Source organism: Bradyrhizobium erythrophlei (assembly GCF_042430365.1).
GTDB lineage: Bacteria > Pseudomonadota > Alphaproteobacteria > Rhizobiales > Xanthobacteraceae > Bradyrhizobium > Bradyrhizobium erythrophlei.
In genome coordinates this window covers 1-23860 of record NZ_JBHMET010000187.1, presented here as the reverse complement: position 1 = coordinate 23860, position 23860 = coordinate 1, and the positions used below count along the sequence as shown (strand labels likewise).

General features: G+C 65.6%; 22 protein-coding genes and 1 pseudogene. 12 read left to right on the top strand and 11 right to left on the bottom strand.

Going from position 1 to position 23860, the window contains the following annotated elements; translation table 11 throughout:
* The first annotated feature begins 13 nt into the window (after nt 1-13).
* A complete protein-coding gene (locus ACFFWD_RS26500) occupies nt 14-415 on the top strand; it encodes a c-type cytochrome (protein WP_376970149.1) in 402 nt (133 codons plus the stop codon).
* A gap of 94 nt (nt 416-509) precedes the next feature.
* On the opposite strand, the gene ACFFWD_RS26495 is transcribed toward ACFFWD_RS26500, so the two are convergent.
* Entirely contained in the window at nt 510-1973 is a 1464-nt protein-coding gene (locus ACFFWD_RS26495) for a M48 family metalloprotease (RefSeq protein ID WP_376970426.1), read from the bottom strand.
* Nucleotides 1974-2008: 35 nt separating this feature from the next.
* A pseudogene (locus ACFFWD_RS26490) lies at nt 2009-2803 on the bottom strand (thermonuclease family protein).
* A gap of 210 nt (nt 2804-3013) precedes the next feature.
* On the opposite strand from ACFFWD_RS26490, the gene ACFFWD_RS26485 reads away from it, so the two are divergent.
* From ACFFWD_RS26485 to ACFFWD_RS26455, 7 genes are all read left to right on the top strand, one after another.
* Nucleotides 3014-3589, top strand: a complete 576-nt coding sequence (locus ACFFWD_RS26485; protein ID WP_376970147.1) for a dihydrofolate reductase family protein — start codon at nt 3014-3016, stop codon at nt 3587-3589.
* Nucleotides 3590-3626: 37 nt separating this feature from the next.
* Nucleotides 3627-4376, top strand: a complete 750-nt coding sequence (locus ACFFWD_RS26480) for an SDR family NAD(P)-dependent oxidoreductase (protein WP_376970145.1) — start codon at nt 3627-3629, stop codon at nt 4374-4376.
* Nucleotides 4377-4410: 34 nt separating this feature from the next.
* Nucleotides 4411-5472: a sigma-70 family RNA polymerase sigma factor gene (locus tag ACFFWD_RS26475; RefSeq protein ID WP_376970143.1), complete on the top strand. Its 1062-nt coding sequence runs from the start codon at nt 4411-4413 to the stop codon at nt 5470-5472.
* Nucleotides 5473-5676: 204 nt separating this feature from the next.
* Nucleotides 5677-6885, top strand: coding sequence for an ABC transporter substrate-binding protein (locus ACFFWD_RS26470; protein ID WP_376970141.1), 1209 nt, complete (start codon nt 5677-5679; stop codon nt 6883-6885).
* A gap of 131 nt (nt 6886-7016) precedes the next feature.
* Complete coding sequence (locus tag ACFFWD_RS26465; RefSeq protein ID WP_376970139.1) at nt 7017-7811, top strand: enoyl-CoA hydratase; 795 nt, start codon at nt 7017-7019, stop codon at nt 7809-7811.
* A gap of 3 nt (nt 7812-7814) precedes the next feature.
* A complete protein-coding gene (locus ACFFWD_RS26460) occupies nt 7815-8573 on the top strand; it encodes a VOC family protein (RefSeq protein ID WP_376970137.1) in 759 nt (252 codons plus the stop codon).
* Nucleotides 8574-8811: 238 nt separating this feature from the next.
* Nucleotides 8812-10926 carry an acetate--CoA ligase family protein gene (locus ACFFWD_RS26455; protein WP_376970135.1) on the top strand — a complete coding sequence of 705 codons (2115 nt, stop codon included), beginning with the start codon at nt 8812-8814 and terminating at the stop codon, nt 10924-10926.
* Between the two features lie 275 nt (nt 10927-11201).
* On the opposite strand, the gene ACFFWD_RS26450 is transcribed toward ACFFWD_RS26455, so the two are convergent.
* The 7 genes from ACFFWD_RS26450 to ACFFWD_RS26420 form a co-directional block, all read right to left on the bottom strand.
* Nucleotides 11202-12002: an enoyl-CoA hydratase/isomerase family protein gene (locus ACFFWD_RS26450; protein WP_376970133.1), complete on the bottom strand. Its 801-nt coding sequence runs from the start codon at nt 12000-12002 to the stop codon at nt 11202-11204.
* Nucleotides 12003-12040: 38 nt separating this feature from the next.
* Nucleotides 12041-13201, bottom strand: a complete 1161-nt coding sequence (locus tag ACFFWD_RS26445; RefSeq protein ID WP_376970131.1) for an acyl-CoA dehydrogenase family protein — start codon at nt 13199-13201, stop codon at nt 12041-12043.
* A 22-nt stretch (nt 13202-13223) separates the two neighbouring features.
* A complete protein-coding gene (locus tag ACFFWD_RS26440; protein ID WP_376970129.1) occupies nt 13224-14291 on the bottom strand; it encodes an acyl-CoA dehydrogenase family protein in 1068 nt (355 codons plus the stop codon).
* Between the two features lie 239 nt (nt 14292-14530).
* A complete protein-coding gene (locus tag ACFFWD_RS26435) occupies nt 14531-15382 on the bottom strand; it encodes an IclR family transcriptional regulator (RefSeq protein WP_376970127.1) in 852 nt (283 codons plus the stop codon).
* Between the two features lie 2 nt (nt 15383-15384).
* Nucleotides 15385-16518, bottom strand: a complete 1134-nt coding sequence (locus ACFFWD_RS26430; RefSeq protein ID WP_376970125.1) for an NADH:flavin oxidoreductase/NADH oxidase — start codon at nt 16516-16518, stop codon at nt 15385-15387.
* 53 nt (nt 16519-16571) lie between these two features.
* The gene (locus ACFFWD_RS26425) at nt 16572-17789 is read right to left on the bottom strand and encodes an ABC transporter substrate-binding protein (RefSeq protein ID WP_376970123.1); all 1218 of its coding nucleotides are present in this window, start codon (nt 17787-17789) and stop codon (nt 16572-16574) included.
* A gap of 18 nt (nt 17790-17807) precedes the next feature.
* A complete protein-coding gene (locus ACFFWD_RS26420; protein WP_376970121.1) occupies nt 17808-19478 on the bottom strand; it encodes an AMP-binding protein in 1671 nt (556 codons plus the stop codon).
* 151 nt (nt 19479-19629) lie between these two features.
* Between ACFFWD_RS26420 and ACFFWD_RS26415 the strand changes: the two genes are divergently transcribed.
* Nucleotides 19630-20394: an N-acyl homoserine lactonase family protein gene (locus ACFFWD_RS26415; RefSeq protein WP_376970119.1), complete on the top strand. Its 765-nt coding sequence runs from the start codon at nt 19630-19632 to the stop codon at nt 20392-20394.
* A gap of 92 nt (nt 20395-20486) precedes the next feature.
* On the top strand, nt 20487-21269 hold the full coding sequence (locus tag ACFFWD_RS26410) for an SDR family NAD(P)-dependent oxidoreductase (RefSeq protein ID WP_376970117.1): 783 nt from the start codon (nt 20487-20489) through the stop codon (nt 21267-21269).
* Nucleotides 21270-21385: 116 nt separating this feature from the next.
* Here the strand turns inward: ACFFWD_RS26410 and ACFFWD_RS26405 are convergent, their stop codons facing one another.
* Together ACFFWD_RS26405 and ACFFWD_RS26400 are read right to left on the bottom strand one after the other, a co-directional pair.
* Nucleotides 21386-21664: a GlsB/YeaQ/YmgE family stress response membrane protein gene (locus tag ACFFWD_RS26405; protein WP_376970115.1), complete on the bottom strand. Its 279-nt coding sequence runs from the start codon at nt 21662-21664 to the stop codon at nt 21386-21388.
* Nucleotides 21665-21697: 33 nt separating this feature from the next.
* Nucleotides 21698-22294, bottom strand: a complete 597-nt coding sequence (locus ACFFWD_RS26400; RefSeq protein WP_376970113.1) for a YidB family protein — start codon at nt 22292-22294, stop codon at nt 21698-21700.
* Nucleotides 22295-22444: 150 nt separating this feature from the next.
* On the opposite strand from ACFFWD_RS26400, the gene ACFFWD_RS26395 reads away from it, so the two are divergent.
* Together ACFFWD_RS26395 and ACFFWD_RS26390 are read left to right on the top strand one after the other, a co-directional pair.
* A complete protein-coding gene (locus ACFFWD_RS26395; protein ID WP_376970111.1) occupies nt 22445-23449 on the top strand; it encodes a 2-dehydropantoate 2-reductase in 1005 nt (334 codons plus the stop codon).
* A gap of 54 nt (nt 23450-23503) precedes the next feature.
* Complete coding sequence (locus ACFFWD_RS26390) at nt 23504-23707, top strand: hypothetical protein (RefSeq protein WP_376970109.1); 204 nt, start codon at nt 23504-23506, stop codon at nt 23705-23707.
* Nucleotides 23708-23860: the final 153 nt, after the last annotated feature.

The following is a 23860-nucleotide window of genomic DNA, read 5'->3' as shown; positions in this document are numbered from 1 at the left end:
GGAGCCCGTTGCGATGCCTCTTCGTTCGAACGTCCGCCGCGCCGCGTTCCGGCACGCGAAAACCCTTGCGGCGGTTGCCGCTGCAACCCTGATCGCGGCCAACTCAGCCAATGCGGCGGGAAATGCCGCGCATGGCGAAGAGCTCTACCGCGACTGCGGCGCCTGCCACTCGATCGAGAAGAACGGCGTCGGCCCGTCGCACAAGGGCGTCATCGGGCGCACCGCCGGCACGGTCGCCGGCTACGACTACTCGCCTGAACTGAAGAACTCGAAGATCGTCTGGACCGAGGAGAATCTCGACAAATGGCTGGCGGGGCCGGAGAAGCTCGTTCCCGGCACCAAGATGTTCTACGAGGTCGATGATCCCAAGGACCGCGCCGACATCATCGCGTTCCTGAAGGAGAAGGCAAAGTAACTTGTAGCCCGGATGAAGCGCAGCGCAATCCGGGGCCGCGGTTTCCAACCCGGATTACGCTTCGCTCCATCCGGGCTACGGTTCTCGGCGCGCCTCAATCCACCACGATCTTGACGCGGTCGCGCGGCTTGACCTGGGCGTGAGCGTCGAGCCCGTTGAGCATGCGGAAGCGCTCGGCGGGGTGGTCGACGCCGGCCATCCGGTGCGACAGCGATTCCACGGTGTCGCCGGGCTGCACATTGATGATCTTGATGCGCAAGGGGCGCGCGGCCTGGATCTCGTCCAGCGTCAGGCGGCGGAACGAGTTGACGGTCTCGCGCGCGTTGCGCTCGCTCTCGGTGGTCTTCTGCTTGGCGGCGAAGATGAAGCGGTAGACGTCGCTGCCGAAGCGCAGCGCGTAGACCTTGAACTGCCACTGGTCGCCATGCGCGGTGGCGGACGCCGCCGGGAAGCCGTTGATGGAGAGATCCTCGGTCGAGGCCTTCTCGACGCCTTCCATCCAGCCGGAATTGAGGTAGTCGCCGAGCGACTGCTCGGCCGGCACCCGCACCACGTCGAAACGCATCGCCTGCGTGCCGCCCTCGCGCACGCCGATCACCGCCTGCGCGGTGTTGTCGAGCGTGAAGGTGTCGGGCGCCTGGAAGGTGAAGCCGAGCTTGGGGTGCAGGAAACGGCGGCCGCGCACAAAACCTTCGCTGGGGTCCTCGCCATAGACGATGTTGTCGATCACGGCGAGATAGGTCTCGCGGTCGCGCTCGTTGTTGTCCGGCGAGGTGTATTGCCGTGCGGTCGTCTGCGCGTTGGCGATGCGCTCGGGCGTCGCCGGATGCGACGAGGTGAAATCCTGCGCGCGCGGATCGAGCGTGGTCTTGCCGACCTTCAGCGCCGCGTTGCGCTCCATCGCGGTGAGGAAGCGCGCCGCGCCATAGGGATCGAAATGCGCGCGGGCCGCAAGGCCGACGCCGATGCCGTCGGCCTCGAATTCCTGCTGCCGCGAAAAGCTTGCCATCGTCAGCTTGGTCTTGGCGAGCGCGAGCGCGGTGAGGTCGGGGTCGTTGCTCATGTCGGTGACGACGCGCGTCACCACCGCCGCCTGCCGCGCCTGATCCTCGCGGATCGAGGCGTGCTTCGCAAGGACATGCGCCATCTCGTGGCTGAGCACGGAGGACAATTCGGAGGTGTCGCTGGCGAGCGCAACCAGCCCGCGCGTGACATAGAGCTGGCCGGTCGGCAGCGCGAAGGCGTTGACCGCGCCGGAATTGAGGATCGTGACCTTGTAGGCCTGGTCGGGACGGTCGGAGGCCGCGACCAGCCGCTCGACGGTCTTGCTGATCAGGGCTTCGAGCTTCGGATCGTCATAGGCGCCGCCATAGGAGGCGAGGATCCGCTCATGCTCCCGCTCGGTGGCCGGCGTTTGGGTCACCACGCGATTGGGCTTCGGCGCCGGGGCGGCCGTCGCGGCCGGGGCGGCGGTCTCGAACCGGCCGAGATTGCCGCAGGCGGACAGCGCGACTGCGGCGCAGACGAGCGCCGGCGCAGCCGAAAGGCGGCGGCCCATCAGTCCCTTACGCCGTCCTGCACGCTCAATCACGTTCACGGGTTCCCGAGCACTTCTACCTGCCCCAGCCGGAGCAACTCAATTCGTGGGCCGCTTCGTGCTTCCACCCAGCCGCGGACACGAATCCGTCGATTTTCGAGGGACTTAGGTGCCAGCCCCGCGGCCTCGAAGGCGGGGACTATGCGCCTTGAAATAGTCACCGCAAAGTCCCGAGTCCAGTTTCGGCCAAAATTCAGATAGGTCGTTGCCCCGGCCTGTCGCACAGACAAAACCCGGCCCTCGACCAACGCAAAGCGCCCAATCCCTGCCAAAATATCGCCCGGACTTTCCGCGTTTTTTATGACGGTGGTTTCCGCTCAGGTTCCCGATTTGGCCTGCCGCGCCTCGGCCTCGGCCGCCATCAGCGCCGCGGCGCAGTCTCTATCCGCGACATCGGCCGAAACGAGGGCGAGCCCTCGCCTCAGCAGTTCCCCCTGCACCGGTGTGTCAGCACCGGACACGAACGCGTAGGCCGGCTGGCGGCCATAGCGGTCCGGCGTGTCGTCGTCGCCGCGCAGCGTCACGTCGCGCCCGACGAGGAGCGCCGACAGCGCGGCCATGGCCTTGGCCTTGTCTGATACCTCGATACCGGCGAGGCGGACCTCGCGGCCGTCGTCCAGCCGGAAGCTGCGCGCATCGACGATCGTGGCGACCCGGCCTTCGCCTTGGGCTTCGAAATTGCACGCGGCGGCGTTAGCCCGGCCACAGCACGTGGCAAGCAGCACGGCGCACCCCGTCAGCGCCGGCAGGATAAGACTGCGACCCGATGCCCTCTCGCCTCTGCGCGTCATGCGTTCCGTGGCGTCTCCCCGTCTCCTCCCCCTCTAGCCGAAAGCGCCGGACAAAGGGAGCGGGCAAGGGCCGACCGCCAGGGGGGGCGGTCGGTGCGCTCCGGCCAAAAAATTTCGCGCAGCACCGATGAGTTTCCGCACCCGCGCCGGTTCTACGGATGAGGCGGTCCAAAGCGCCCGCCCTGACATCAGGGAAGAAAGGGACCCGGCATGCGGAAGTTGATTGCGGCAATGAAGCTGTCCGTCGACGGCAAGATGGAAGGCGCCGAGGGAATGGCGGATTGGGTCCATGCGTGGTCCGACGACTATGACCTGACGTCTCAGATCGATGCCTGCGTGCTCGGCGGCAACATGTATGTCGGCTATGAGCGCTACTGGACCGGGATCCAGAACGAGCCGGACAAGCCCGCCTGGATCACCGGCACCCCGCCGACGCCGGCCGAACGCGCATGGGCGCGCTTTGCGGCGCAGACCCCGCATTACGTGCTGTCGAAGACGCTGACCGCATCGACCTGGCCGAGCACGCGCCTCATCCGCAGCGTCGATGCCATTGCAGCGCTGAAGACGCAGAACGGCAAGGACATCTACCTGATGGGCGGCGCGCGCATCACGGCGAGCCTGATCGATGCCGGGATGGTCGATGAAATCCGCCTGCTGGTCTATCCGCTGATCGCCGGTCCCGGGACGCCGCTGTTTGCGACGACGGAGAAGCGCCATCGGCTCGAACTGCGCAAGGTCGAGCAGCGCGAAGGCGGGCTGCTCAGTCTCGTCTATGCGATCGGCTGAAGCTTGCGGTTAAGAACACGGGTATCGGGAGAACAGCATGGTTTCGTTGAAGGGCAAGACGATGGTGGTGATCGGCGGCAGCCGCGGCGTCGGGCGGCGGATCGTGGAAGCCGCCCACGGCAAGGGCGCGCACACGCTTGCCGTGGCGCGCGACGCGGCGGCGCTGCGCCAGCTCGCGCGCGATGTCCCCGGTGCCGACATCATGGCGCTCGATGCCTCCGACGAGGGCGCGCCTGCAAAGGTCTTCGGCCTGCGCGAGCCTGATGTCCTCGTCGTGTGCGCCGGCGCGTTTCCGCCGGCGGCGCCGCTGCACCAGCAAAGCTGGCAGGAGTTTTCCGTCAATTGGGAGGCCGACGTCAAAATCGCGTTTCACTTCTGCAAGGCGGCGCTGTCGCTGCCGCTGCGGCCCGGCACATCCGTGATCCTGATTTCGAGCGGCGCGGCGCTTGCGGGATCGCCGAATTCGGGCGGCTATGCCGGCGCCAAGCGCACACAGCTCTTCATGGCCAATTACAGCCAGAAGGAATCCGATCGGCTCGGGCTCGGCCTGCGCTTTCTCGCGCTCGCGCCGCGCGTGATGCCGGACACCGAGCTCGGCAAGCACGCGGTCGCCGGCTATTCCCGCTATCTCGGCATCTCCGCCGCCGACTTCATCCAGGGCATGGCGTCGCCGCCGACCGCATCCGATGTTGCCGCCGGCGTCATCGACCTCGTGACCAGCCCCGATCGCTTCAAGGCGCAGGTCTTCATCGTGTCCGGAAAGGGCCTCGAGGCCGTGCCGGTGTGACGATCGGCCCTTGCAGACAATCCGCGGAGGCCTCATGTCTTCGACGATGACCGCGACGGACCCGAAGGATCGCGACACCGAGCACGCGTTCGCACGGCTCGCCGAGCCGTTGCGCCGCGAGATCAAGCTGCATTGCTATCGCATGCTGGGCTCGATGCACGAGGCCGAGGACCTCGTCCAGGAAACGTACCTGCGCGCCTGGCGCAGCTTCGACAGCTTTGAGGGCGGATCGTTCCATGCCTGGCTCTACAAGATCGCGACCAACGCTAGCCTGAATGCGATCGAGAGCCGCAGAAACGCGCAGCGCCTGCTGCCCGACCAGCGCGGTCCCGCGATCACGGAGATGCCGGACGGCGGTCCGGCGACCGATGTCGCGTGGCTCGAGCCCTATCCGGATTCGCATCTCGATGGCGTCGCCGACGACGCGCCCAATCCGGAAGCGCGCTATGCCGCGCGCGAAGCGGTACAACTTGCCTTCGTCGCCACGATCCAGCAATTGCCGCCGCGCCAGCGCGCCACGCTGCTGTTGTGTGACGTGCTGGGTTGGTCCGCCACCGAGGCGGCAACGCTGCTCGGCGGATCGACGGCCTCGATCAACAGCGCGTTGCAGCGGGCGCGCGAAACGCTCGGCAAGCGCTATCCCGAGGGACGGCCGCAGCTCACACCAAAGCCCACCCTCGTGCAGCAGCAATTGCTCGGCCGCTATCTCAAGGCCTGGGAAGGGCACGATCTCGACGGCTTCGTCGCGCTACTGAAAGAAGATGCGACCTACACGATGCCGCCGTGGCGGCAGTGGTATGCGGGGCGCGATGCGATCCGCGTCTTCTTCGCGACCGCGTGGCAGGCTTGCCGCGGCATGCGTCTCGTTCCGACCTCGGCCAACGGTCAGCCCGCCTTCGCCGTCTATGCGCGCACCGATGCGGATCCGCGGCTCACCGCGAACGCTATTCATGTGCTCACGATCGAGCACGACATGATTGCATCGCTGACGTTGTTCCTGGAGCCGGCGCTGTTTTCCGCGTTCGGGCTCCCGCTGGTTCTGCCTGAGGACACGGACGGCCGATCGCATTCCACCTCGCATCACGCCTCGACGTAAGCGCGCAGCCGTATCGCATCTTTTGCGAGCAGGGCCGCGCGCAATGTGTCGCCGCAATATCGGATCCATTCCGCTTAGCGGAAAAACGACAGCGCGGCGCCGCGGCTGCCGCGGCTTGCTGCAATGCAGGGCATGCGGCATGATCCGGCCTTCAGAAACGGACCGCCGCAGCGGACTGCGGCGTGTGCTCTCAGGGAGGCTTTGATGAATCGGGTTTTGGCCGGCGTGTTCGCCTGTGGGGTGGCGATGTCGGCGAATGCGGCGCTGGCGCAGGGCAAGCCCCCGCTGAAGCTCGGCGCCATCCTCGACATGTCCGGGCTCTACGCCGACATTACCGGACCGGGCAGCGAGGCGGCCGCGAAGATGGCGGTGGAAGATTTTGGCGGCGAAGTGCTCGGCCGCAAGGTCGAGGTCATCGCAGCGGATCATCTCAACAAGGCCGATCTTGCCGCAAGCATTGCGCGCGACATGCTCGACAATCAGGGCGTTGAAGCCATCATCGATGTCGCGGCGTCGGCGACCGCACTGGCCGCGGGCGAGATCGCCAAGGCGCGCAACAAGGTCATCATCTATAACGGCCCCGCCTCGATCCGACTCTCCAACGAGGCCTGCGGCCCCTACACCATCCACTACGCCTACGACACGTTCGCCCAGGCGAACGTCACCGGCCTTGCGACCGTCAAGTCGGGGTTTGACACCTGGTTCTTCCTGACCGCCGACTACGCCTTCGGCCAGGACCTCGAAAAGGACACCACCAACGTGGTGCTGAAGTCCGGCGGCAAGGTGCTGGGCACTGTCAAGCATCCGCTCAACACGTCGGACTTCTCGTCGTTCCTGCTGCAGGCGCAAGCCTCGAAGGCCAAGGTCGTCGGCCTCGCCAATGCCGGCGGCGACACCATCAACGCGATCAAGCAGGCGGCCGAATTCGGACTGATGAAGGGCGGCGGCCAGAAGCTGTCGCCGCTGCTTGCCTTCATCACTGATATCGACAGCATCGGGCTGGAGACCGCGCAAGGGCTGCTGCTCGCCGAGGCGTTCTATTGGGATCTCAACGACGAGACCCGCGCCTTCTCCAAGCGCTTCATGGAGCGCGTCAAGCGGATGCCGACGGCGGCCCAGGCCGGCATCTACTCGTCCGTCGGGCACTATCTCAAGGCGGTGAAGGCTGCAGGCACGACCGACGCTGCCGCCGTCATCAAGGTGATGAAGGAGACCCCGATCAACGACATGTTCGCCAAGAACGGCAAGATCCGCGAGGACGGCCGCATGGTGCACGACATGTACCTGTTCGAGGTGAAGAAGCCGTCGGAATCCAAGGGCCGCTGGGACGACTACAAGCTCTTGGCGACCGTGCCGGGCAACGAAGCCTTCCAGTCGCTGGAAAACTCGCGCTGCCCGCTAGTGAAGAAGTGACGGTTAGCAGCCGTCATTGCGAGCGAAGCAATCCATCTCGCCGCGTAACGGAAGCATGGATTGCTTCGTCGCTTCGCTCCTCGCAATGAGGACAGAAAGATCACGGTAACAACAACGAAAGGCATAATGCCATGAGCGATAACCAGATGGTTCTCCAATCCCTCGACCAGGGCCTGCTCACCATCACCATGAATCGTCCCGACCGGCGCAACGCCCTCAATCCCGACATGACGCGCGGGCTTGTCGATGCGGCGCGTCGCGCGCAGGAGGATCACGAGGTGCGCGCGGTGCTGATCAAGGGCGCCGGCGGCACGTTCTGCGTCGGCGGCGACGTCAAGTCGATGGCGGAGGGGCGGGCGCCGCTGCCGTTCGAGACCAAGATGGCGAATTTGCGCCGCGGCATGGAGGTCTCGCGCATCCTGCATCAGATGCCGAAGCCGGTCGTGGCGCAGCTCGACGGCGCAGCCGCCGGCGCCGGGCTCTCGATCGCGCTGTCCTGCGATCTCCGTGTCGCCAGCGCATCCTGCAAGATCACGACCGCGTTCGCCAAGGTCGGGTTCTCCGGCGATTATGGCGGCACCTATTTCCTCACCAAGATGCTCGGCAGCGCGAAGGCGCGCGAGCTCTATCTGATGTCGCCGGTGCTGTCGGCGCAGGAGGCCTACAACCTCGGCATGGTGTCCAAGGTGGTGCCCGACGCCGATATTGAGGCGGAAGCGCTCGATCTCGCGCGCTCGCTGGCGCAGGGGCCGTCGGTCGCGCTCGGCTATATCAAGCGCAACATCAACAATGCCGAGACGATGACGCTGGAGGCCTGCTTCGACGGCGAGGCGATCCACCATTCGCGCGCCGGCGAGACCGCCGACCACAAGGAAGCGGCGAAGGCGTTCGTCGAGAAGCGCAAGCCGACCTTCCAGGGGCAGTAGGTCATGGCCGATTACATGCGGCTGCGGCAGATCTGCCTGGTGGCGCCGCAGCTCGAACCCGTGATCTCGGACATCTCCGCGATCATGGGCCTCAGTGTCTGCTATCGCGACGGCAACGTCGCGAAGTACGGGCTCGAAAACGCGCTGCTGCCGGTCGACACCATCCTTCTTGAGGTGGTCGCGCCGTTCAAGCCCGGTCCAGGCACCGCGGCCGGTCGCTTCATCGAGAAGACCGGCGGTCGCGGCGGCTATATGGCGATCTTCGCTTGCGAAGATCCCGACGCGCGCGGCGCCAAGGCCAATGCGATGGGCGTGCGCACCGCGAACGTGATCACGCATGCGCCGTATCACGGCGTGCAGCTGCACCCGCGCGACTGCCGCGCCGCCTTCATCGAGTTCAACCACACCGACGGCAGTGACGACATTCTGGGCCCGTATCCGCCCGCCGGCCCCGACTGGCAGAAATCGATCCGCAAGGACACGACCCTGGCGCTGACCGAGGTCGAGATGCAGAGCCCCGAGCCGCAAGCGCTTGCGGATCACTGGGGCAGGATCATCGGGGTTCCCGCCAACGTGGAGGCAACGGTGAGGCTGCCGAACGCGACCTTCCGCTTCGTCAAGGGCGACACCGAGATCATGAGCGCCCTGACGTTCAAGGTCGCCGACAGGGCGAAGGTGCTGGATGCGGCGAAGGCGAGGGGCCGCAAGGTGTCGGGCGACGGGTTCTTCCTCTGCGGCGTGACGTTCAGGATCGCAGCGTAGTCCCCCGTAGCCCGGATGAAGCGTAGCGAAACCGGGGACCGCATTATCCGCAGAGGACCGGTCCCGGATTGCGCTTCGCTTCATCCGGGCTACGCTGCTCTCTCCCCGCCTTCCTTCGAGACGGCCGCGTTGCGACCTCCTCTAGGATGACGGTGAGAGGTTGAGCGATGATGGGGAGAGATTGAGCTCGTTGCGGCGATCCAATATCGTTGGCTCAATAACAACAACGGAACGCCCCATGCCGCATCCGCTCGATACCTTCTTCGCGCCGAAAAGCATCGCGCTGATCGGCGCCTCGCGCGATCACGAGAAGATCCCGGGGCGGCTGCTCGCGATGCTGCGCAAGAACGACTTTCCGGGGCAGCTCTACCCGATCAATCCGAATTACGACGAGATCGACGGGCTCACATGCTACAAGTCGATCGCCGACATCGGCGCGCCGATCGATCTTGCGATCATCGTGATTCCCGCCCGTGCGGTGCTGGCGGCGCTGGAGCAGTGCGCCGCGGCCGGCGTCAGGAACGCCGTCATCATCTCGTCCGGCTTTGCCGAGGAGGGCGGTGACAGCGCGGCCGTGCAGAACGCGATCGCAGCACTGGCGAAGCGGACGGGGATGCGGATCTCCGGCCCCAACGCCGAAGGCTTCTACAGCCAGGTGCAGAAGGTCGCCGCGACCTTCAGCCCGACCGTCGACGTCAAGCCGGATGCGCCGGCATTGGTCGCGACCAAGCGCCGGATCGGAATTGTCGCGCAGAGCGGCGGCATCGGCTTTGCGATCTATCACCGCGCCAAGGCGCTCGGCGTTGCGCTGAGCTATGTCGTCAGCGCCGGCAATGAGAGCGACCTCGGCGCCGGCGAGTTCTTCGACTACATGGTGCAGGATCCCTCGACCGACGTGATCCTGCTGTTCATCGAAGGCATCCGCGACGTCGACAAATTCCTGCTGGCTGCGAAGCGCGCGGCCGAGATCAAGAAGCCTGTCATCGTGATCAAGGTCGGCCGCTCCGGCGCCGGCGAGCGTGCGGCGGCCTCGCACACCGCGAGCATGGCCGGCTGGTCGGCAGCCTATGACGCGGTGTTCGCCAAGTACGGCTTCATCGTCTCCAACGACCTCGACGAGGCCGTGACGATCGCCGCGATCCTGACCACCAACCCGCTGCCGAAGGGCGACCGCGTCGCGGTGCTGACCGTCTCCGGCGGCGCCGGCATCTGGGGCGCGGACACCGTGTCGATGCAGGGCCTCCGTGTGCCGGAACTGTCGGCCGATATCCAGAGCAAGATCAAGCAATGGATGCCGTCCTATGGTGCTGCCGGCAATCCGGTCGACGTCACCGCGCAGGGCGTCGGTAGCGGCGGCCTGCAGAAGAGCATCGAGTTGTTCAATGCCTCCGACGAGATCGATGCGACGCTGGTCGTGCTGTCGCTGTCGAGCGAGACGCGGATGCCGTTCAAGGAGGCCGAGCTTCAGCCCGTCATCGCGGCCCAGCACAAGCCGGTCGTGTTCTATTCCTACACGCTGCCGTCGCAGTTTGCGCGTCAGGAGCTGGCGAAGTCCGGCGTCGTCGTGCTGTCGGGGCTCACCCATGTCGGCGTCGCGATGCGGCGGACGGCCGATTACGCAAAATTCGCGCTGGCGCCGGATGCAGCGGGCGCGGCATCGCCGGCGCGCGATCTCTCGGCGCATCTGAAGTCGAACACGCTGTCCGAGTTCGACAGCAAGTCGCTGCTGCGCGACGCCGGCATCGCGGTGCCGGACGAGGTGCTGGTGACGACGCGCGACGGGCTCGATGCGGCGATCGCGCAAGCGGGCTTTCCGTTGGTGATGAAGATCCAGTCGCGCGACATCCCGCACAAGAGCGAGGTCGGCGGCGTCCGCGTCAACATCGCGACCAAGGGCGAGGCGTTCACGGCCTACCGCGATATCCTGGAGAAGGCACAGGCCAATCGGCCGCAGGCCAAAATCCAGGGCGTCCTGGTCGGGCCGATGGCCAAGAAGGGCGTCGAGATCATCGTCGGCACCATGCGAGATGCGACCTTCGGGCCGTTGGTGATGGTCGGGCTTGGCGGCGTCACGACCGAGCTGTTCAAGGACGTGGTCTATCGCCCGGCACCGGTCAGCGCCGCCGAGGCGTCCGCGATGCTCGAACGGCTCAAGGCTGCGCCGCTGCTGTACGGTTTTCGCGGCGCGCCAAAGGCCGATGTCGCGGCGCTGGCGCAGTTGATCTCGGAGATATCAGTGCTGGCGGCGCAGCACGCGGGCGAGATTGCCGAGATCGAGGTCAATCCGGTGCTGGTGCACGCCGAGGGACGGGGCGTCACCATCTTGGATGCGCTGGTGGTGCCGAAGTCCTGACGAGGCCTCTCCCCAGCGTCGTCCCGGCGCAGGCCGGGACCCATAACCACCGAACGTCGTTGGAGAAGCAAGGTAACGCCGCTTGTGCCCTTTCCGCGGGCCGCGGCGTATGGGTCCCGGCCCCCCGTGCGCAAGTGCGCACTAGGCCGGGACGACGTGTTGAGAGAGCCGTGCAAGCGAGGGGTCTGTCTCCGCGGATGCAGACCCCTCATCCGGCACGATCTCGCTTCGCTCCATCGCGTCACCTTCTCCCACAAGGGGAGAAGGGAAGAGGCCTACCGCCCCTTGAAGTTGGCGACGCGGCGCTCGGCGGTGGCTTTCACGCCTTCCTTGAAGTCTTCGGTCGCACGCAGCTTGGTCTGCTCGGCGAGCTCATGGTTGGTCGCAGCCAGCACGCGGTCGGCGAGGCCGGCGCGCATGGTGGCGCGGGTCGAGACGAGGCCGAGCGGCGAGCATTCGGCGATCTCCTGCGCGAGCTTCATCGCCTCTGATCGCACCTGGTCCTGCGACACCAGCACGTTGGCGAGGCCCCAGCGATGGGCCTCTTCGCCGGTGACGCGGCGGCTGGTGTAGAACATCAGCTCCGCATTGTTCTTGCCGATCAGCTCGGGCAGCGTCGTGGTCAGGCCGAAGCCGGGATGGAAGCCCAGCTTGGTGAAGTTGGCCGAGAAGCGCGCCTCGGGGCAGGTGACGCGGAAGTCGGCGGAGACCGCGAGGCCGAGGCCGCCGCCGATCGCGGCGCCATGGATCGCGGCGACGATCGGCTTCTTGTTGCGGAAGATGCGCACCGCCTGAACATAGAGATGGTTGATCGGCAGGCTCGAGGCCGGATCGGATTTGGCCCGCTCCTCCTGCTCCTGCCGCGCCGGGTCACCGAAATTGGCGCCGGCGCAGAACGCCTTGCCTTGCGCGGCGAGCACGGAGCTACGGATCTCGATGTTGTTGTCGAACTCGTCGAGCGCATCGGCGATCTGGTTGATCAACGCGACGTCGAAGAAATTCAGCGGCGGCTTGCGGATTTCGATCAGGCCGACATGGCCGTGGGTTTCGACGCCGATATCAGTGTATTTTGTCATGGTGTGTCCTCGTTGAATCCGTGAAGGACTAAGCGCGGCTAGCGCAAGCCCAATCCGCGGGCGATGATGCCGCGGAGAACCTCGGTGGTGCCGCCCTGGATGGTCAGCTTCGGCGCGGTCTTGATGGCGAAGTCGAGCTGCTTCTCCAGTGTCTCGCGGTTGGTCGCGGTCTCCTCGACGAAAGCCGCGAGATCGCGCACGCGATGCGGCAGCTGCTGCTCCCACACCGTGCCGATGTCCTTGACGATGGAAGCCTCCACCACCGGCTCCTTGCCGGCCTGCAGCATGCCCGCCACCGACACCGACATGCGGCGCATGGTGTGCACCTGCGCCACCAGGCGTCCGATGCCTTCGGCGCTGCGGGTGTCCGGGGTCTTGCCGACGGCGCGGACCAGCTCGGTCAGCACGTAATAGGTCTCGAGGAAACGCTCGGGGCCGCTGCGCTCATAGGCGAGCTCGGATGTCGCCTGCTTCCAGGCGCCGTCGACCTCGCCGAGCACGTGATCGTCGGGCACAAAATAGTCGGTGAAGACAACCTCGTTGAACTCGAACTGTCCGGTGATCTGGCCGATCGGGTTCACCTGGATGCCCGGCTGCTTCATCTTGACCAGGAACTGGGTCAGGCCGTGGCGGCGGTTTTCCTTGGTCGGCGGCGAGGTGCGGAAGATCGCGATCATGTAGTCGGCGATATGCGCCGACGAGGTCCAGATCTTGGTGCCGTTGATGAGATAGCCGCCGTCGGTCTTGGTCGCGCGCGTCTTCGCCGCGAACAGGTCGGAGCCGGAATTCGGCTCGCTCATGCCGATGGCAAAGCAGACCTCGCCGCGGCAGATGCGCGGCAGGATGTCCATCTTGATGTGCTCGGGCGCGTATTTCAGCAGCACCGGCCCGCTCTGGCGGTCGGCGACGAAGAAGCGCCGGGTCGGCGCGTTCGCCACCCGCATCTCCTCGGTCACCACGTAACGCTCGAGGAACGAGCGCTCCTGGCCGCCATATTTCTTCGGCCAGGTCATGCCGAGCCAGCCCTTGGCGCCGACGCGGCGGGAGAATTCCGGCGCGTCATTGTCCTCGCGGTTCGGCGCGTGGGGATCGAAGGTGCCGGCGGCGATCTCTTCGGCGAGGAAGGCGCGCACCTCCTTGCGGAGCTGCTCGCATTTCTCCGGCAGGCGGATCGGATCGAAACGAAGGGCTGCGGTCATCTGACGTCTCTTCCATCCAATCTCAGCGCGAGGCCACCAGCGGCCACAATTCATCGGCGCCGCGCGCGCAGACGAGCTTGCCGAGCTCGACCGCCCAGTGGCTCTCCGAGCCGAAATCGTCGCGCCAGGCCAGCGCGCGCAGCGAGTAGCGGTGCAGGATGTGCTCGATCGTGAAACCGATCGCGCCGTGCACCTGGTGGGCGATGCCGCCGCCCTTTTCCGCCGCTTCCGAGCAGCGGATTTTTGCCGAGGCGGCTTCCAGGAAGACCGCGTCGTTGTTCAGCGATGTCGCGTTGACGATCGTATCAGCTGCCGACGTCGCTGCGGCCAATGCCGCGGCGGATTCGCCGGCGAGGCGGGCGAGGTTGTGCTGCACCGCCTGGAATTTCGAGATCTTCTTCTCGAAGGCGACACGCTCGTTGGAATAGCGCACGGAAATGTCGAGCATCGCTTCCAGCGCGCCCGCGATCTGCAGGCTGCGCGCCACGCCGCCCATCAGCATCAGCGTGGTCTGGTCAAAGCCAGCGGGTGCGGGCTTAATCGTGACCGGCTGCACCTTGTCGAGGCTGACCGTGTCGCTGTGATCGCCGCCGAGGCCGATGCCGGCTTCGATCCGGCATTTTGCAGCATCGACCAGCGCGATCGAGACGCCGCCGGTGCCGTTCGCCAGCACCGCGAAATGTTTGGCTTCCTTGGCGAACGGCACGCTGCGGGCGCGGCCCGACAGGCTGCCGTCGGCATTGAGCGCGATACGGTCCTTCGGGCTAGCCGGGACCACCGTCATCTCGCCTTCAGGCGAAGCGAGCTTCGCCTGCGTCAGCAGCCAGCCGGCCAGCATTGTTTCGGCCAGCGGAACAGCGATCGCATGCCGCCCGGCAACGTTGAGGACGCTAAAACCTTCGGCAAGGCTCGCGCCGGAACCGCCGAGATCATCAGGCACCCAGGAGAGCGGCAGGCCGGCTTCGGTCAGCGCCTGCCACAGCGGCGCTTTCCACGCGCCCTGCTTGTCGTGATTGATGGTTTGCGCATCGGCGAGATCGGCGAAGATCTTCTCCGCAGTCTCGGCGACGATGTTGTCACTCTCCGCCACAGCGTTCCCTTTGTTGATTGGCCCGGATCGGGCGGTTGGCCGCAACCCGCGAGCCGGTTTGTCTTGCGCTCAATGATGGGGAAAAGCCATAGCCGTGACAAGCGTTGCCCGCAGGGCCACTTGCGTAGACGGCATGAGGAAGGTCCCCGGTGGAAAGTTGAATTCCGCATAATGGAGTTTGGGCATCTGCCATCCATTTCGGCGGTGAATAAGGTGATCCGGCGCGCGACATCGGCGGTTCAGTCGGCGAGGTGAAAGCTGATCGCTTTCGCCATCAGGTCGGCGAGCTCGGCCTCCTGGGCGATCAGCGCATCGGTCAGTCCGGCCACGCACAGCACCAGCGGTTCCTGCGACTCGGCGATCGGCGGCAGGTTCACGGCCACCACGCCGGCGCCGGGCGTCACCAGGTTGACCGAGAAGGCATGCCCCTGGGCGCGGACTTTGCGCAGCTCGAGCAGCAGGGCCTTGATGTCGACCTGCCGATCGGGCCGCGTCTCGTTGGCGTTGATCAGGCGGACCAGGCGGCGCACCTCGCGATCCGGATAGCTCGACAGCAGCGCGTAGCCCGACCCGGACCGCGCCAGCGGCCGCAACGTGCCGGACTTGACATACAGGCGCATCGGCAGTTTCGCCTGAATGACATGCACATATTGCGCGCTGAGGCCGTTGCGTACCGCAACCATGATGGTCTCCCCGGTCTGCGCCGAGAGGTCCTCCATCAGGTTGATCAGTCGTCCCTTGGTGAACAGCGCCGGGCTCAACCAATGCCCGAGCATCGAAACCCGGGGCGTCGGGATGTAGGTCCGGCGGCTGGTGTCGTAGTGGAGATAGCCGAACGCCGTCATCGTCCGCATCAGCGCCGAGGTGCTGGACTGCGGAAATTTGAGCGCGTTGGCGACCTCGAGCGCTGAGGCCGCGCGCTGGTGCTCCTCGAAGAACTCCAGCACATCGAAGACGCGCCGCGCCGACTTGACCGAATTCTCCATCCTGGGAAGGTCGCGCGACGTATCGCCCGGACCGTCGGCGGCGTCGAAAGACCGCGCGCCGGCCATCGTGCCAGCCTTCGCCAGATCTTTCTTCGCGACCGCCATCGCTATCGCCCCTGCTGTGCCACCCGCCGCTTCAGCCACCAGCCATATTGCTCGGGCCATTGCGACCACTCCGGATCGCATCCGAGCGCCAGCGCCGTCTGGGCGGGCCAGTTCGGATTCCACAGCAGTTCGCGGCCGAGCGCAATAAGGGTGGCCTTGCCGTCCCTGAGGATGGTTTCCGCATAGTCGGCTTCGCGGATCAGCCCGACGGCGACGGTCGGCATGCCGGCCTCCTTCTGGATGCGCTCGGCGAACGGGACCTGGAAGCCCGGGGTCCGCGACACCAGCGAATTGCCGCGCGGAAGCTTCATACCGCCCGACGAGCAGTCGACCATGTCGACGCCGATCGCTTTCAGCTCGGTCGCAAACGCGATGGAATCCTCGATCGACCAGCCGATGTCGACGCCGTCGACCGACGAGATGCGCACGAAGGCCGGCAGATGCGCGGGCCATTCCTCGCGCATGATCGTAGCGATCCGCAGCGGCAGGCGCATGCGGTTCTCCCGCGACCCGCCATATTCGTCGTTGCGGTTGTTGGCGAGCGGCGACAGGAACGAATGCATCAGATAGCCGTGCGCGCAGTGCAGTTCGACGATGTCGTAGCCGGCCGCCCTGGCGCGGCGAAACGCGCGACGGAAGCCGTCGACCACGGCATCGATCTCCTCAACCGTCAGCATGTGAGGCGCCGGCCAACCGTCGTCGAAGGGAATGCTGCTCGACGCCGCGATCTCCCAGGGGCCTTCGCCGCGCGCCTCGATGTCGGCCTTGCCGAGCGGGCCGCCGCCTTCCCATGGGCGCTGCGAGGACCCCTTCCGGCCGCTATGCGCGATCTGGATCGCGGCCTTGGCGTTGAACTGATGGATCAACGCAGCGAGCGTGGCGTGGCCTGCGACCTGGGCATCGTCCCAGATGCCGAGGCAGCCATGGGTGATGCGGCCCTGGACGCTGACCGAGCTCTGCTCGACGAACACGAGGCCGGCGCCGCCGGCCGCGAGCTTGCCGATATGGGCGGTGTGCCAGTCGGTGGCGTGTCCCTCGCGCGCCGAATAGGTCGCCATCGGCGAGACCACGATCCGGTTCTTCAATTCGAGGTCGCGAAGTTGCAGCGGGGTGAAGAGCAGCGGCAGTTCAGTCATGCGATGTCCAGCCTGGCCTGAGGGGTGTGGGGTTTGCGGAAAATGATCGACACTCATTTCTTGAGGAGCGGGCACGCGCTGTCCTCCGATGTTGCGAAGGCTTCCTTGCCCGGAATGACCTGAACCAGCTTCTCGTAATCCCAGGCGCCCTTGGATTCCGCAGGCGACTTCACCTGGACGAGATACATGTCGTGGATGAGCTGCCCGTCTTCGCGCAAAAAGGCATTGCGGGCAAAGAAATCGTCGATCGGCATGTCCTTCATCTGGGCGATGACCTTGGGGCCATCGTCGGTCCCCGACTTCTCGACCGCCCTGAGATAATTCGTCACTGCCGAATAGAGCCCCGCCTGGACCATGGTCGGCCGCCGCTTGGTCTTGGCCATGAAGCGCTCGGCAAAGCCGCGCGTCTTGTCGTCGAGATCCCAATAGAAGGCGGTGGCAAGCTGCAGCCCTTGCGCCGCCTGCAGGCCGATCGCGTGGATGTCGCTGGTCTGCATCAGGAACGCCGCCAGCTTCTGCTTCTCCGCCAGTCCGAATTCCTGCGCCTGCCGGATCGCGTTGGCGAGATCGCCGCCGGTGTTGGCGAACGCCACGACATCGGCCTTCGAGCTCTGGGCCTGCAGCAGGTAGGACGAGAAGTCCATGCTGTTGAGCGGGTGCCGCACCTCGCCGGCAAGGGTGCCGCCGAGCTTCTCCACGGTCTTTGCCGCGTCGTTGCGCAGCGCGTGGCCGAATGCATAGTCGACCGTGACGAAGTACCAGCTCTTGGCGCCCTCCTTGACGAGGGCGCGCGCGGTGCTGTTGGCGAGCGCATAGGTGTTGTAGGTCCATTGCACCGAGTTCGGCGAGCAGGCCTTTCCGGTCAGGTCGGAGGAGCCGGCCGACGACACCAGCATCGCCTTGTTCTTCTGCTTGGTGAGTTCGAGCACGGAGAACGCCACCGCGGAGTTGGCAAAGTCGACGATGACGTCGACGTTCTCGTTCTCATACCAGCGGCGCGCGATGGTGGCGCCGACATCCGCCTTGTTCTGATGATCGGCATCGACCATCGCGATCGGCTTGCCCAAAACCTTGCCGCCGAAATCCGCGATCGCCATCCGCACCGCCTCGACCGATCCGGGCCCGGTCGCGTCGGCATAGAGCCCCGCCTGATCGGTCAGCACCCCGATCTTCACCATGTCGTCGGAGACTTGCGCATGGGATGGGGTGGCAGCGAAGGTGGCCGACAGGATTGCGGCGGCTGCGGTGATCCATCCGGAAGTCGACGTCATTGTTTCCTCGTTCTTGTTCTAGTTGGGTTGTCTTATGGCGTTGGTTTTCTCTTGCCGGAGGTCGATCATTCCCTGATACGCCTGTGGGTCACCATCGGCTCCGAGCAGCGCGTGCTTCTGGATCTTGTTGGTCGAGGTCAGCGGCAGCTCGTCGACGAAGGCGATCCATGCCGGCAGCTTGAACGGCGCCAGGCGCTCGCGGCAGAATCGGAAGATCTGCTGCGCGAGTTCCTGCGATGTGGCAGCGCCGTCATTGGCCACGACGAAGGCCGCGACCTCTTCGTCGCGGATGGGGTCGCGCGCGGCAACCACCGCTGCCTGCCTGACCAGGGGAGACGTCGTCAGCACGGCCTCGACCTCAGCCGCCGAAATGTTCTCGCCGGCCCGCCGCACCAGGTGCTTCAGCCGGTCCACGAACACGAATGCGCCATCGTCGTGCTGCCAGGCGCTGTCACCGGTATGAAACCAGCCGCCGCGCCAGGCGTGTTCGGTGGCGTCGGGATCCCTGAGATAGCCTGAGAAGAACCCGCGTCGCGGTGTTGCCGCCGAATGGCGAACGCAGAGTTCGCCGACCGTGCCCGCCGGCACCGCAGCGCCGTCGGCATCCAGAATCGTCATCTCGAGCCCGGGCTCGCTGCGGCCGATCGTATTGAGTTCCAGATGGCGCGGCTCGACCGTGTTGAACGGACTGCGCCCCGTTTCCGTCATGCCCCAACCCTCGACGAAGGGGTTGCCGAAGCGTGCGCGGGCGCTCGCGCGTTGCTCGGGATTGGCGCCGACGCCCATCGAGAAGCGCAGCGAATGGCCTTTCTCGTCCGGCGACTCCGGCTGCGCGAGCAACGCCGCGACGATCACGCCGAGATAGTGCAGCACGCTTGCGCGGCACGCGACGATGTCGCGCCAGGCGAACTTTGCGTTGAAGCGCTCGGGGAGGATCAGGCAGCCCCCGGTCGTCATCATCGCCATGGTCGTCAGCGTAAGGCCAGCCATGTGGAACAGCGGCAGCGGACTGTAGAGGCGGTCGATTCCCACATGAAATGCCGCCTCGCCGCCGCGGCTTGCGTACCAGCGCCCGGCCGAGACCACATACTCGTTGGTCAGAACGCATCCCTTCGGACGCGCCGTCGTGCCCGACGTGTAGAGCAGCGCGGCCTCGCTGTCGCTGCCGGGATTGCCGGCAATGGGCGGGGTCCGTTTGGCGTGCGGAATCTGCGTGACGCTCTCCCCGAGATCGTCACCTGAGACCTCAAGCAGGGGCACCTCGCCGGTGAGCGCCTTCTGCAACTCCCTCTGATCGTGCAGCGTGACGATCAAATCGGGCTCGGCATGCGCGATCAGGTATTCGATCTCGGCGGCGCGATAGGCCGGATTGATCGGAACGATCGAGACGCCGATGCCATTGAGCGCCAGCCAGTGCACGATGAAATCGGGCCGGTTCTCCAGCAAGAGGCAGGCGCGATGTCCGTGGCCGAAACCTGCCGCGCGGTACTGATCGCGCAAGCGGTCGACGCGGCGCGCGATGTCGCCATAGGCCAGTTCGATGCCGACAGGGAAATAGGCGCGCTCAGGGCGTGCGGGAATGCACAGGAAGGGCCTGAACGCTGCAGCGTCGGCGGTCGCAGCAAACACGCTGAACACGGTGTACATCTTGCCGAACGCTTCCCTCGACTGGCTGTTGGTTGATGTCAACGATGCCGATCCTCGGGAGGTGCATCGTTGAGCGCGCTGCTATGCGGTCGCAGCGTTGCGCGGAAGCTATAAGGGCGAATAATGTGCTGTCAAATCTATTATGAGTTTCTATAAAACTCATATGTAGTTTGAGGCCAAAATCAGAGGTGACATGATGAAGATGCATATGCTGTCGGGCGGACGTCTCCGGATGGCGAAGCGGATCTATCTGCCCGACGCGCGGCGGGGCGAGATGTTCGAGCTTCCGGTGTCCTGCGTGCTGCTGCGGCACGCACAAGGCAACGTCCTGTTCGATACCGGTTGCCATCCCGACGTTGCGGTCGATCCCCAGGGACGGTTGGGCGTGCTCGCCAGGTACATGACCCCGATCATGCCGGCAGACGATCACGTGCTGGCGGGCCTGAAGGCGGTCGGGTTTGGCCCCGACGATATCGACGTGGTGATCTGCTCCCATCTGCACACCGATCATTGCGGCTGCAACGCCTTCTTCAAGAAGGCGACGATCTTCGTCCACGCGCTCGAGATCGAGGCCGCGAATGCGCCGAACGCGTTGGACCGCGGATACATCAGGGCGGACTGGGACCATCCGCTCGAGATGAAAATCTTCGACCAGCAGATGGATGTGTTCGGCGATGGAAAGCTGACATTGATCCCGCTGCCGGGACATTCGAAGGGAACGACCGGCGCGCTGGTCAAGCTCGACCGCAGCGGCGAATTTCTGCTGGCGTCCGACGCGCTCAGCGTGCGCGCCAATCTCGACCAACGGACCTCGCCCAGGAACAGCCTGGATGTCGATCAGTTCCTGAAATCGCTCGACGAGATCGCGAAGCTGGAAGCGGCCGGCGTCAAGATCATCTGCGGCCATGACGACGCACAATGGGCCGGTCTGCAAAAGGGGGCGCACGCCTATACCTGAGGCGCGGCGCAATTTGCGGGCATTTGTCGGCGCGATATGGTATGCGACCGCCCGGAAACTGGACCGGTTCAGAACAACAAGAGGAAACGCAGATGTCGAAGGATGGTTTGTGCGCGATCGTGACGGGGTCCGCATCGGGACTCGGTGCTGCCACCGCGCAAATCCTCGCCAAGGCGGGCACGCGCATCATCGTCAACTATTCCAACAGCAAGATCGAGGCCGAGCAGACCGCCGATCTCTGCCGCAAGGAAGGCGCCGAGGTCGTGGTCGTGCAGGGCGACGTTTCGCGCGACGAGGATTGCAGGAAGATCGCGGCCGCTGCGAGCGGCTGGGGCCGGCTCGACGTGCTGGTCAACAATGCCGGCACCACCAAGCATGTGCCGCACCACGATCTCGACGGGCTCTCGGCGGAAGATTTCCAGCGCATCTACGCCGTCAATACGATCGGCCCGTTCCAGATGATCCGCGCCGCACGCGCGCTGCTCGAGGCCGGTGCGAAAGCGTCGGGCTTGCCGTCGGCGGTGGTGAACGTCTCGTCAGTCGCGGGTATTTCCGGCGGCGGCTCGTCGGTGGCCTACGCCGCGAGCAAGGGCGCGCTCAACACCATGACGCAGTCGCTGGCGCGCGCACTGGCGCCCCTGATCCGCGTCAACACCGTATGCCCCGGCTATATCGACACGCCCTGGTTCACCAAGGGCCGCGGCGCCGACGGCGCCAAGCAGGTGCGCGATGCCGTGGTGGCGCGCGTGCCGCTGAAGGTCGCCTCGTCTGCGGAAGATATTGCAAACCTCGTCTGCTTCCTGGCGAGCCCGGCATCCAGCAACATGACCGGCGAGTTCGTCCGCATGGACGCCGGGATGCATTTGATTCAGTGAGTTTGACTCAGTGACTTGAACGCCGTCATTCCGGGATGGCGCGCTAGCACCAGACCCGGAATCTCGAGATCCCGGGTTCGATGCTTACGCATCGCCCCGGGATGACGCCTGCGGCGTCACCTATTTCCCGGATCCGAGATCACGCGGGCCGCGACCAGCCGGTTCCAGATGAACAGCACCACCAGCGCGCCGATCGTGGCAGTGATGAAGCCGGCGCCCTGCTCGGGACCGTAATGGCCGATCGCCTGGCCGATGAAGGTCGCGAGAAACGCACCCGCGATGCCGAGCACGGTGGTGAGAATGAATCCGCTCGGGTTGTTGGGGCCCGGTGACAGGATTCGCGCGATGATGCCGGCGACGAAGCCGACGATGATGATCCAGATGATGCCGCTCATGTCTGTTGTCCTCTCCCCGATTGACTCACGCCGTCACAGCCGGCCGGACAATTCATCGCCGCTCGGCAACCGTCCGTCCGGCGTCAGGTGATTGATCGCGTCGGGGAGATACTGGCTCAGACCCCGCAGCAAATCGTCGCGCGACATACCGCTTTGCGAGGCAATCGAGTCGATCTGGTCGGCGCCGAGCGCGTTGGCGAGATCACCGGGGGAGATCTGCTTGTTGGGACCGTTGCTGACCCAGGAATTGGCCGCGTCGCCATGGCCCTTCTGCTGCAGCTGGTTGAGCAGGTCGCCGAGGCCGCCGCTCAGCACGGTTCCGGCCGCGCCGCCGGCGAGCAATCCGCCGAGCCCGCCCTTCAGCAGATCGGACAGTCCGCCGCCGCCCGCGCCGCCGGGCAGGCCTGCGGTCACGTTACCAGGGAGCGGCGGGGCCTGCGCCGGCTTCGGCGCCGGTGCGCCCGGCTGTCCGCCGGTGAAATGCTTCACCGCTTTCCAGGCGAGCAACGCCAGGATGGCCATCGTCATCGGCGACATGCCGCCGCCGCTCGAGCTGTCGGATTGTGCGCTTGGCGCGCTCGGACCGCGGGGCCCGTTCTGCATGCCGTTGAGTACGTCGAGTAAACCCATGATCGTCTCCTGCCGCAACCGTGCCCCGAGCGGGAAACATAGCTGTGGCCCATGACGGTTACAAGGCGGGCCCGAGCCGCAGGTTGTAGGTTCGATAGTCAGCTACCCCGAGGTCTGCTATCGAGTCCTGATGAACGGATGCTTGGCTAGATGAACAAGGACCGACCGATCGGCATTGCGGGCGCCGGCAGCATCGGCTGCTTCGTCGGCGGCATGCTGGCGGCATCGGGCCGCCGCGTCGCGCTCTTGGCGCGGCCGCGGGTGGTGGAGGAAATTACCGCCAACGGCCTGCGGGTCACGAGCTTCGACGGTTCCGAGCAAAGGCTGCAAGCGGATCACCTCACGCTGTCGGACGATCCGTCGATCTTTCGCGATGCAGCGGCGGTGCTGGTCACGGTCAAGAGCGCCGACACGCGCGAGATGGCCGATCTGATCGCGCGCCACGCGCCGCCGGATGTCGTGGTCGTCAGCCTGCAGAACGGAGTCGGCAACGTGCCGCTGCTGCGCGAGCTGCTGCCGGGCCGCCGCGTGCTGGGCGGCATGGTGCCGTTCAACGTCGTTGCGCTCGGCGACGGGCGCTTTCATCGCTCGACCTCCGGCGACATCGTGATTGCAAGGGATGACGAAGGGGCCGCGGCGATGCTTTCGGTGCCGGGCCTTGCGATGCGCGCAACCGACAACATCGACGGCGTGCAGTGGGGCAAGCTGATCGTCAATCTCAACAACGCGCTCAATGCGCTGTCCAACATCCCGCTGCGCCGGCAACTCGCGCAAAGGAATTGGCGACGATTGTTCGCCGACCAGATGGCGGAGGGGCTCGCCGTGATCCGCGCCGAGGGCATCGTGCCGGTGTCGCCGACGCCGTTGCCGTCGAGCTGGATGCCGCCGTTGCTGCGGCTGCCGGATACGGTCTTCGAATTGCTGCTCGGCCGCACCATGAAGATCGATCCGGAGGCGCGCTCCTCGATGTGGGAGGATTTGCAGCGCGGGCGCCGCACCGAAATCGACTATCTTCAGGGCGTCATCACCGAGATCGCCGAGCGGCGCGGGCTCGCCGCACCGTTGTCGCGCCGCATCGTGCAGCTCGTCCGGCAGGCGGAAGCCGCCGGCCGTGGCTCGCCCGGGCTGACGCCGGAGCAGATCCGCGGCGCGTGATGTCTTGAAACGGGGGCATCGCGCGCCATCGTCAATTGCCGAGAGGAGGAAGCAATGAAACACATCTGCGTCTTGCTGCTCGCCTGTGCGGCGCTTGCCGTCGGCTCCGCCCGCGCCGCGCCGCCGACCGTGGTGCCGTCGCCGGGCTATGACGCGCGGCTGCAGGAGCAGCGCGCAGCGTTGAGGGCGGCGAGCGAGCCGACCATTCCCAAACAGGCTTCGCCACGCCACCACAAGCGCAGCCGCGTGCATAAGTAGAGCTTCGGTTCTGATCGAATCAGAACCGAAGCTCCAGGCTTTTGTCTTGACGCGTTTCCTCACGCGAACAGGCATCCACTTCGCTCGAAAACGCTTTAGCAGTCTGCTGAAAAACCCAGAAATTGAAGCATTGCTGTGTGTTTGGGCAGGTGG

Coding starts and splice junctions, on each gene's coding strand:
- ACFFWD_RS26500 (WP_376970149.1), top strand. CDS start 14: ATGCCTCTTCGTTCGAACGTCCGCCGCGCCGCGTTCCGGCACGCGAAA.
- ACFFWD_RS26495 (WP_376970426.1), bottom strand. CDS start 1,973: ATGGGCCGCCGCCTTTCGGCTGCGCCGGCGCTCGTCTGCGCCGCAGTC.
- ACFFWD_RS26485 (WP_376970147.1), top strand. CDS start 3,014: ATGCGGAAGTTGATTGCGGCAATGAAGCTGTCCGTCGACGGCAAGATG.
- ACFFWD_RS26480 (WP_376970145.1), top strand. CDS start 3,627: ATGGTTTCGTTGAAGGGCAAGACGATGGTGGTGATCGGCGGCAGCCGC.
- ACFFWD_RS26475 (WP_376970143.1), top strand. CDS start 4,411: ATGTCTTCGACGATGACCGCGACGGACCCGAAGGATCGCGACACCGAG.
- ACFFWD_RS26470 (WP_376970141.1), top strand. CDS start 5,677: ATGAATCGGGTTTTGGCCGGCGTGTTCGCCTGTGGGGTGGCGATGTCG.
- ACFFWD_RS26465 (WP_376970139.1), top strand. CDS start 7,017: ATGAGCGATAACCAGATGGTTCTCCAATCCCTCGACCAGGGCCTGCTC.
- ACFFWD_RS26460 (WP_376970137.1), top strand. CDS start 7,815: ATGGCCGATTACATGCGGCTGCGGCAGATCTGCCTGGTGGCGCCGCAG.
- ACFFWD_RS26455 (WP_376970135.1), top strand. CDS start 8,812: ATGCCGCATCCGCTCGATACCTTCTTCGCGCCGAAAAGCATCGCGCTG.
- ACFFWD_RS26450 (WP_376970133.1), bottom strand. CDS start 12,002: ATGACAAAATACACTGATATCGGCGTCGAAACCCACGGCCATGTCGGC.
- ACFFWD_RS26445 (WP_376970131.1), bottom strand. CDS start 13,201: ATGACCGCAGCCCTTCGTTTCGATCCGATCCGCCTGCCGGAGAAATGC.
- ACFFWD_RS26435 (WP_376970127.1), bottom strand. CDS start 15,382: ATGGCGGTCGCGAAGAAAGATCTGGCGAAGGCTGGCACGATGGCCGGC.
- ACFFWD_RS26430 (WP_376970125.1), bottom strand. CDS start 16,518: ATGACTGAACTGCCGCTGCTCTTCACCCCGCTGCAACTTCGCGACCTC.
- ACFFWD_RS26425 (WP_376970123.1), bottom strand. CDS start 17,789: ATGACGTCGACTTCCGGATGGATCACCGCAGCCGCCGCAATCCTGTCG.
- ACFFWD_RS26415 (WP_376970119.1), top strand. CDS start 19,630: ATGATGAAGATGCATATGCTGTCGGGCGGACGTCTCCGGATGGCGAAG.
- ACFFWD_RS26410 (WP_376970117.1), top strand. CDS start 20,487: ATGTCGAAGGATGGTTTGTGCGCGATCGTGACGGGGTCCGCATCGGGA.
- ACFFWD_RS26405 (WP_376970115.1), bottom strand. CDS start 21,664: ATGAGCGGCATCATCTGGATCATCATCGTCGGCTTCGTCGCCGGCATC.
- ACFFWD_RS26400 (WP_376970113.1), bottom strand. CDS start 22,294: ATGGGTTTACTCGACGTACTCAACGGCATGCAGAACGGGCCCCGCGGT.
- ACFFWD_RS26395 (WP_376970111.1), top strand. CDS start 22,445: ATGAACAAGGACCGACCGATCGGCATTGCGGGCGCCGGCAGCATCGGC.
- ACFFWD_RS26390 (WP_376970109.1), top strand. CDS start 23,504: ATGAAACACATCTGCGTCTTGCTGCTCGCCTGTGCGGCGCTTGCCGTC.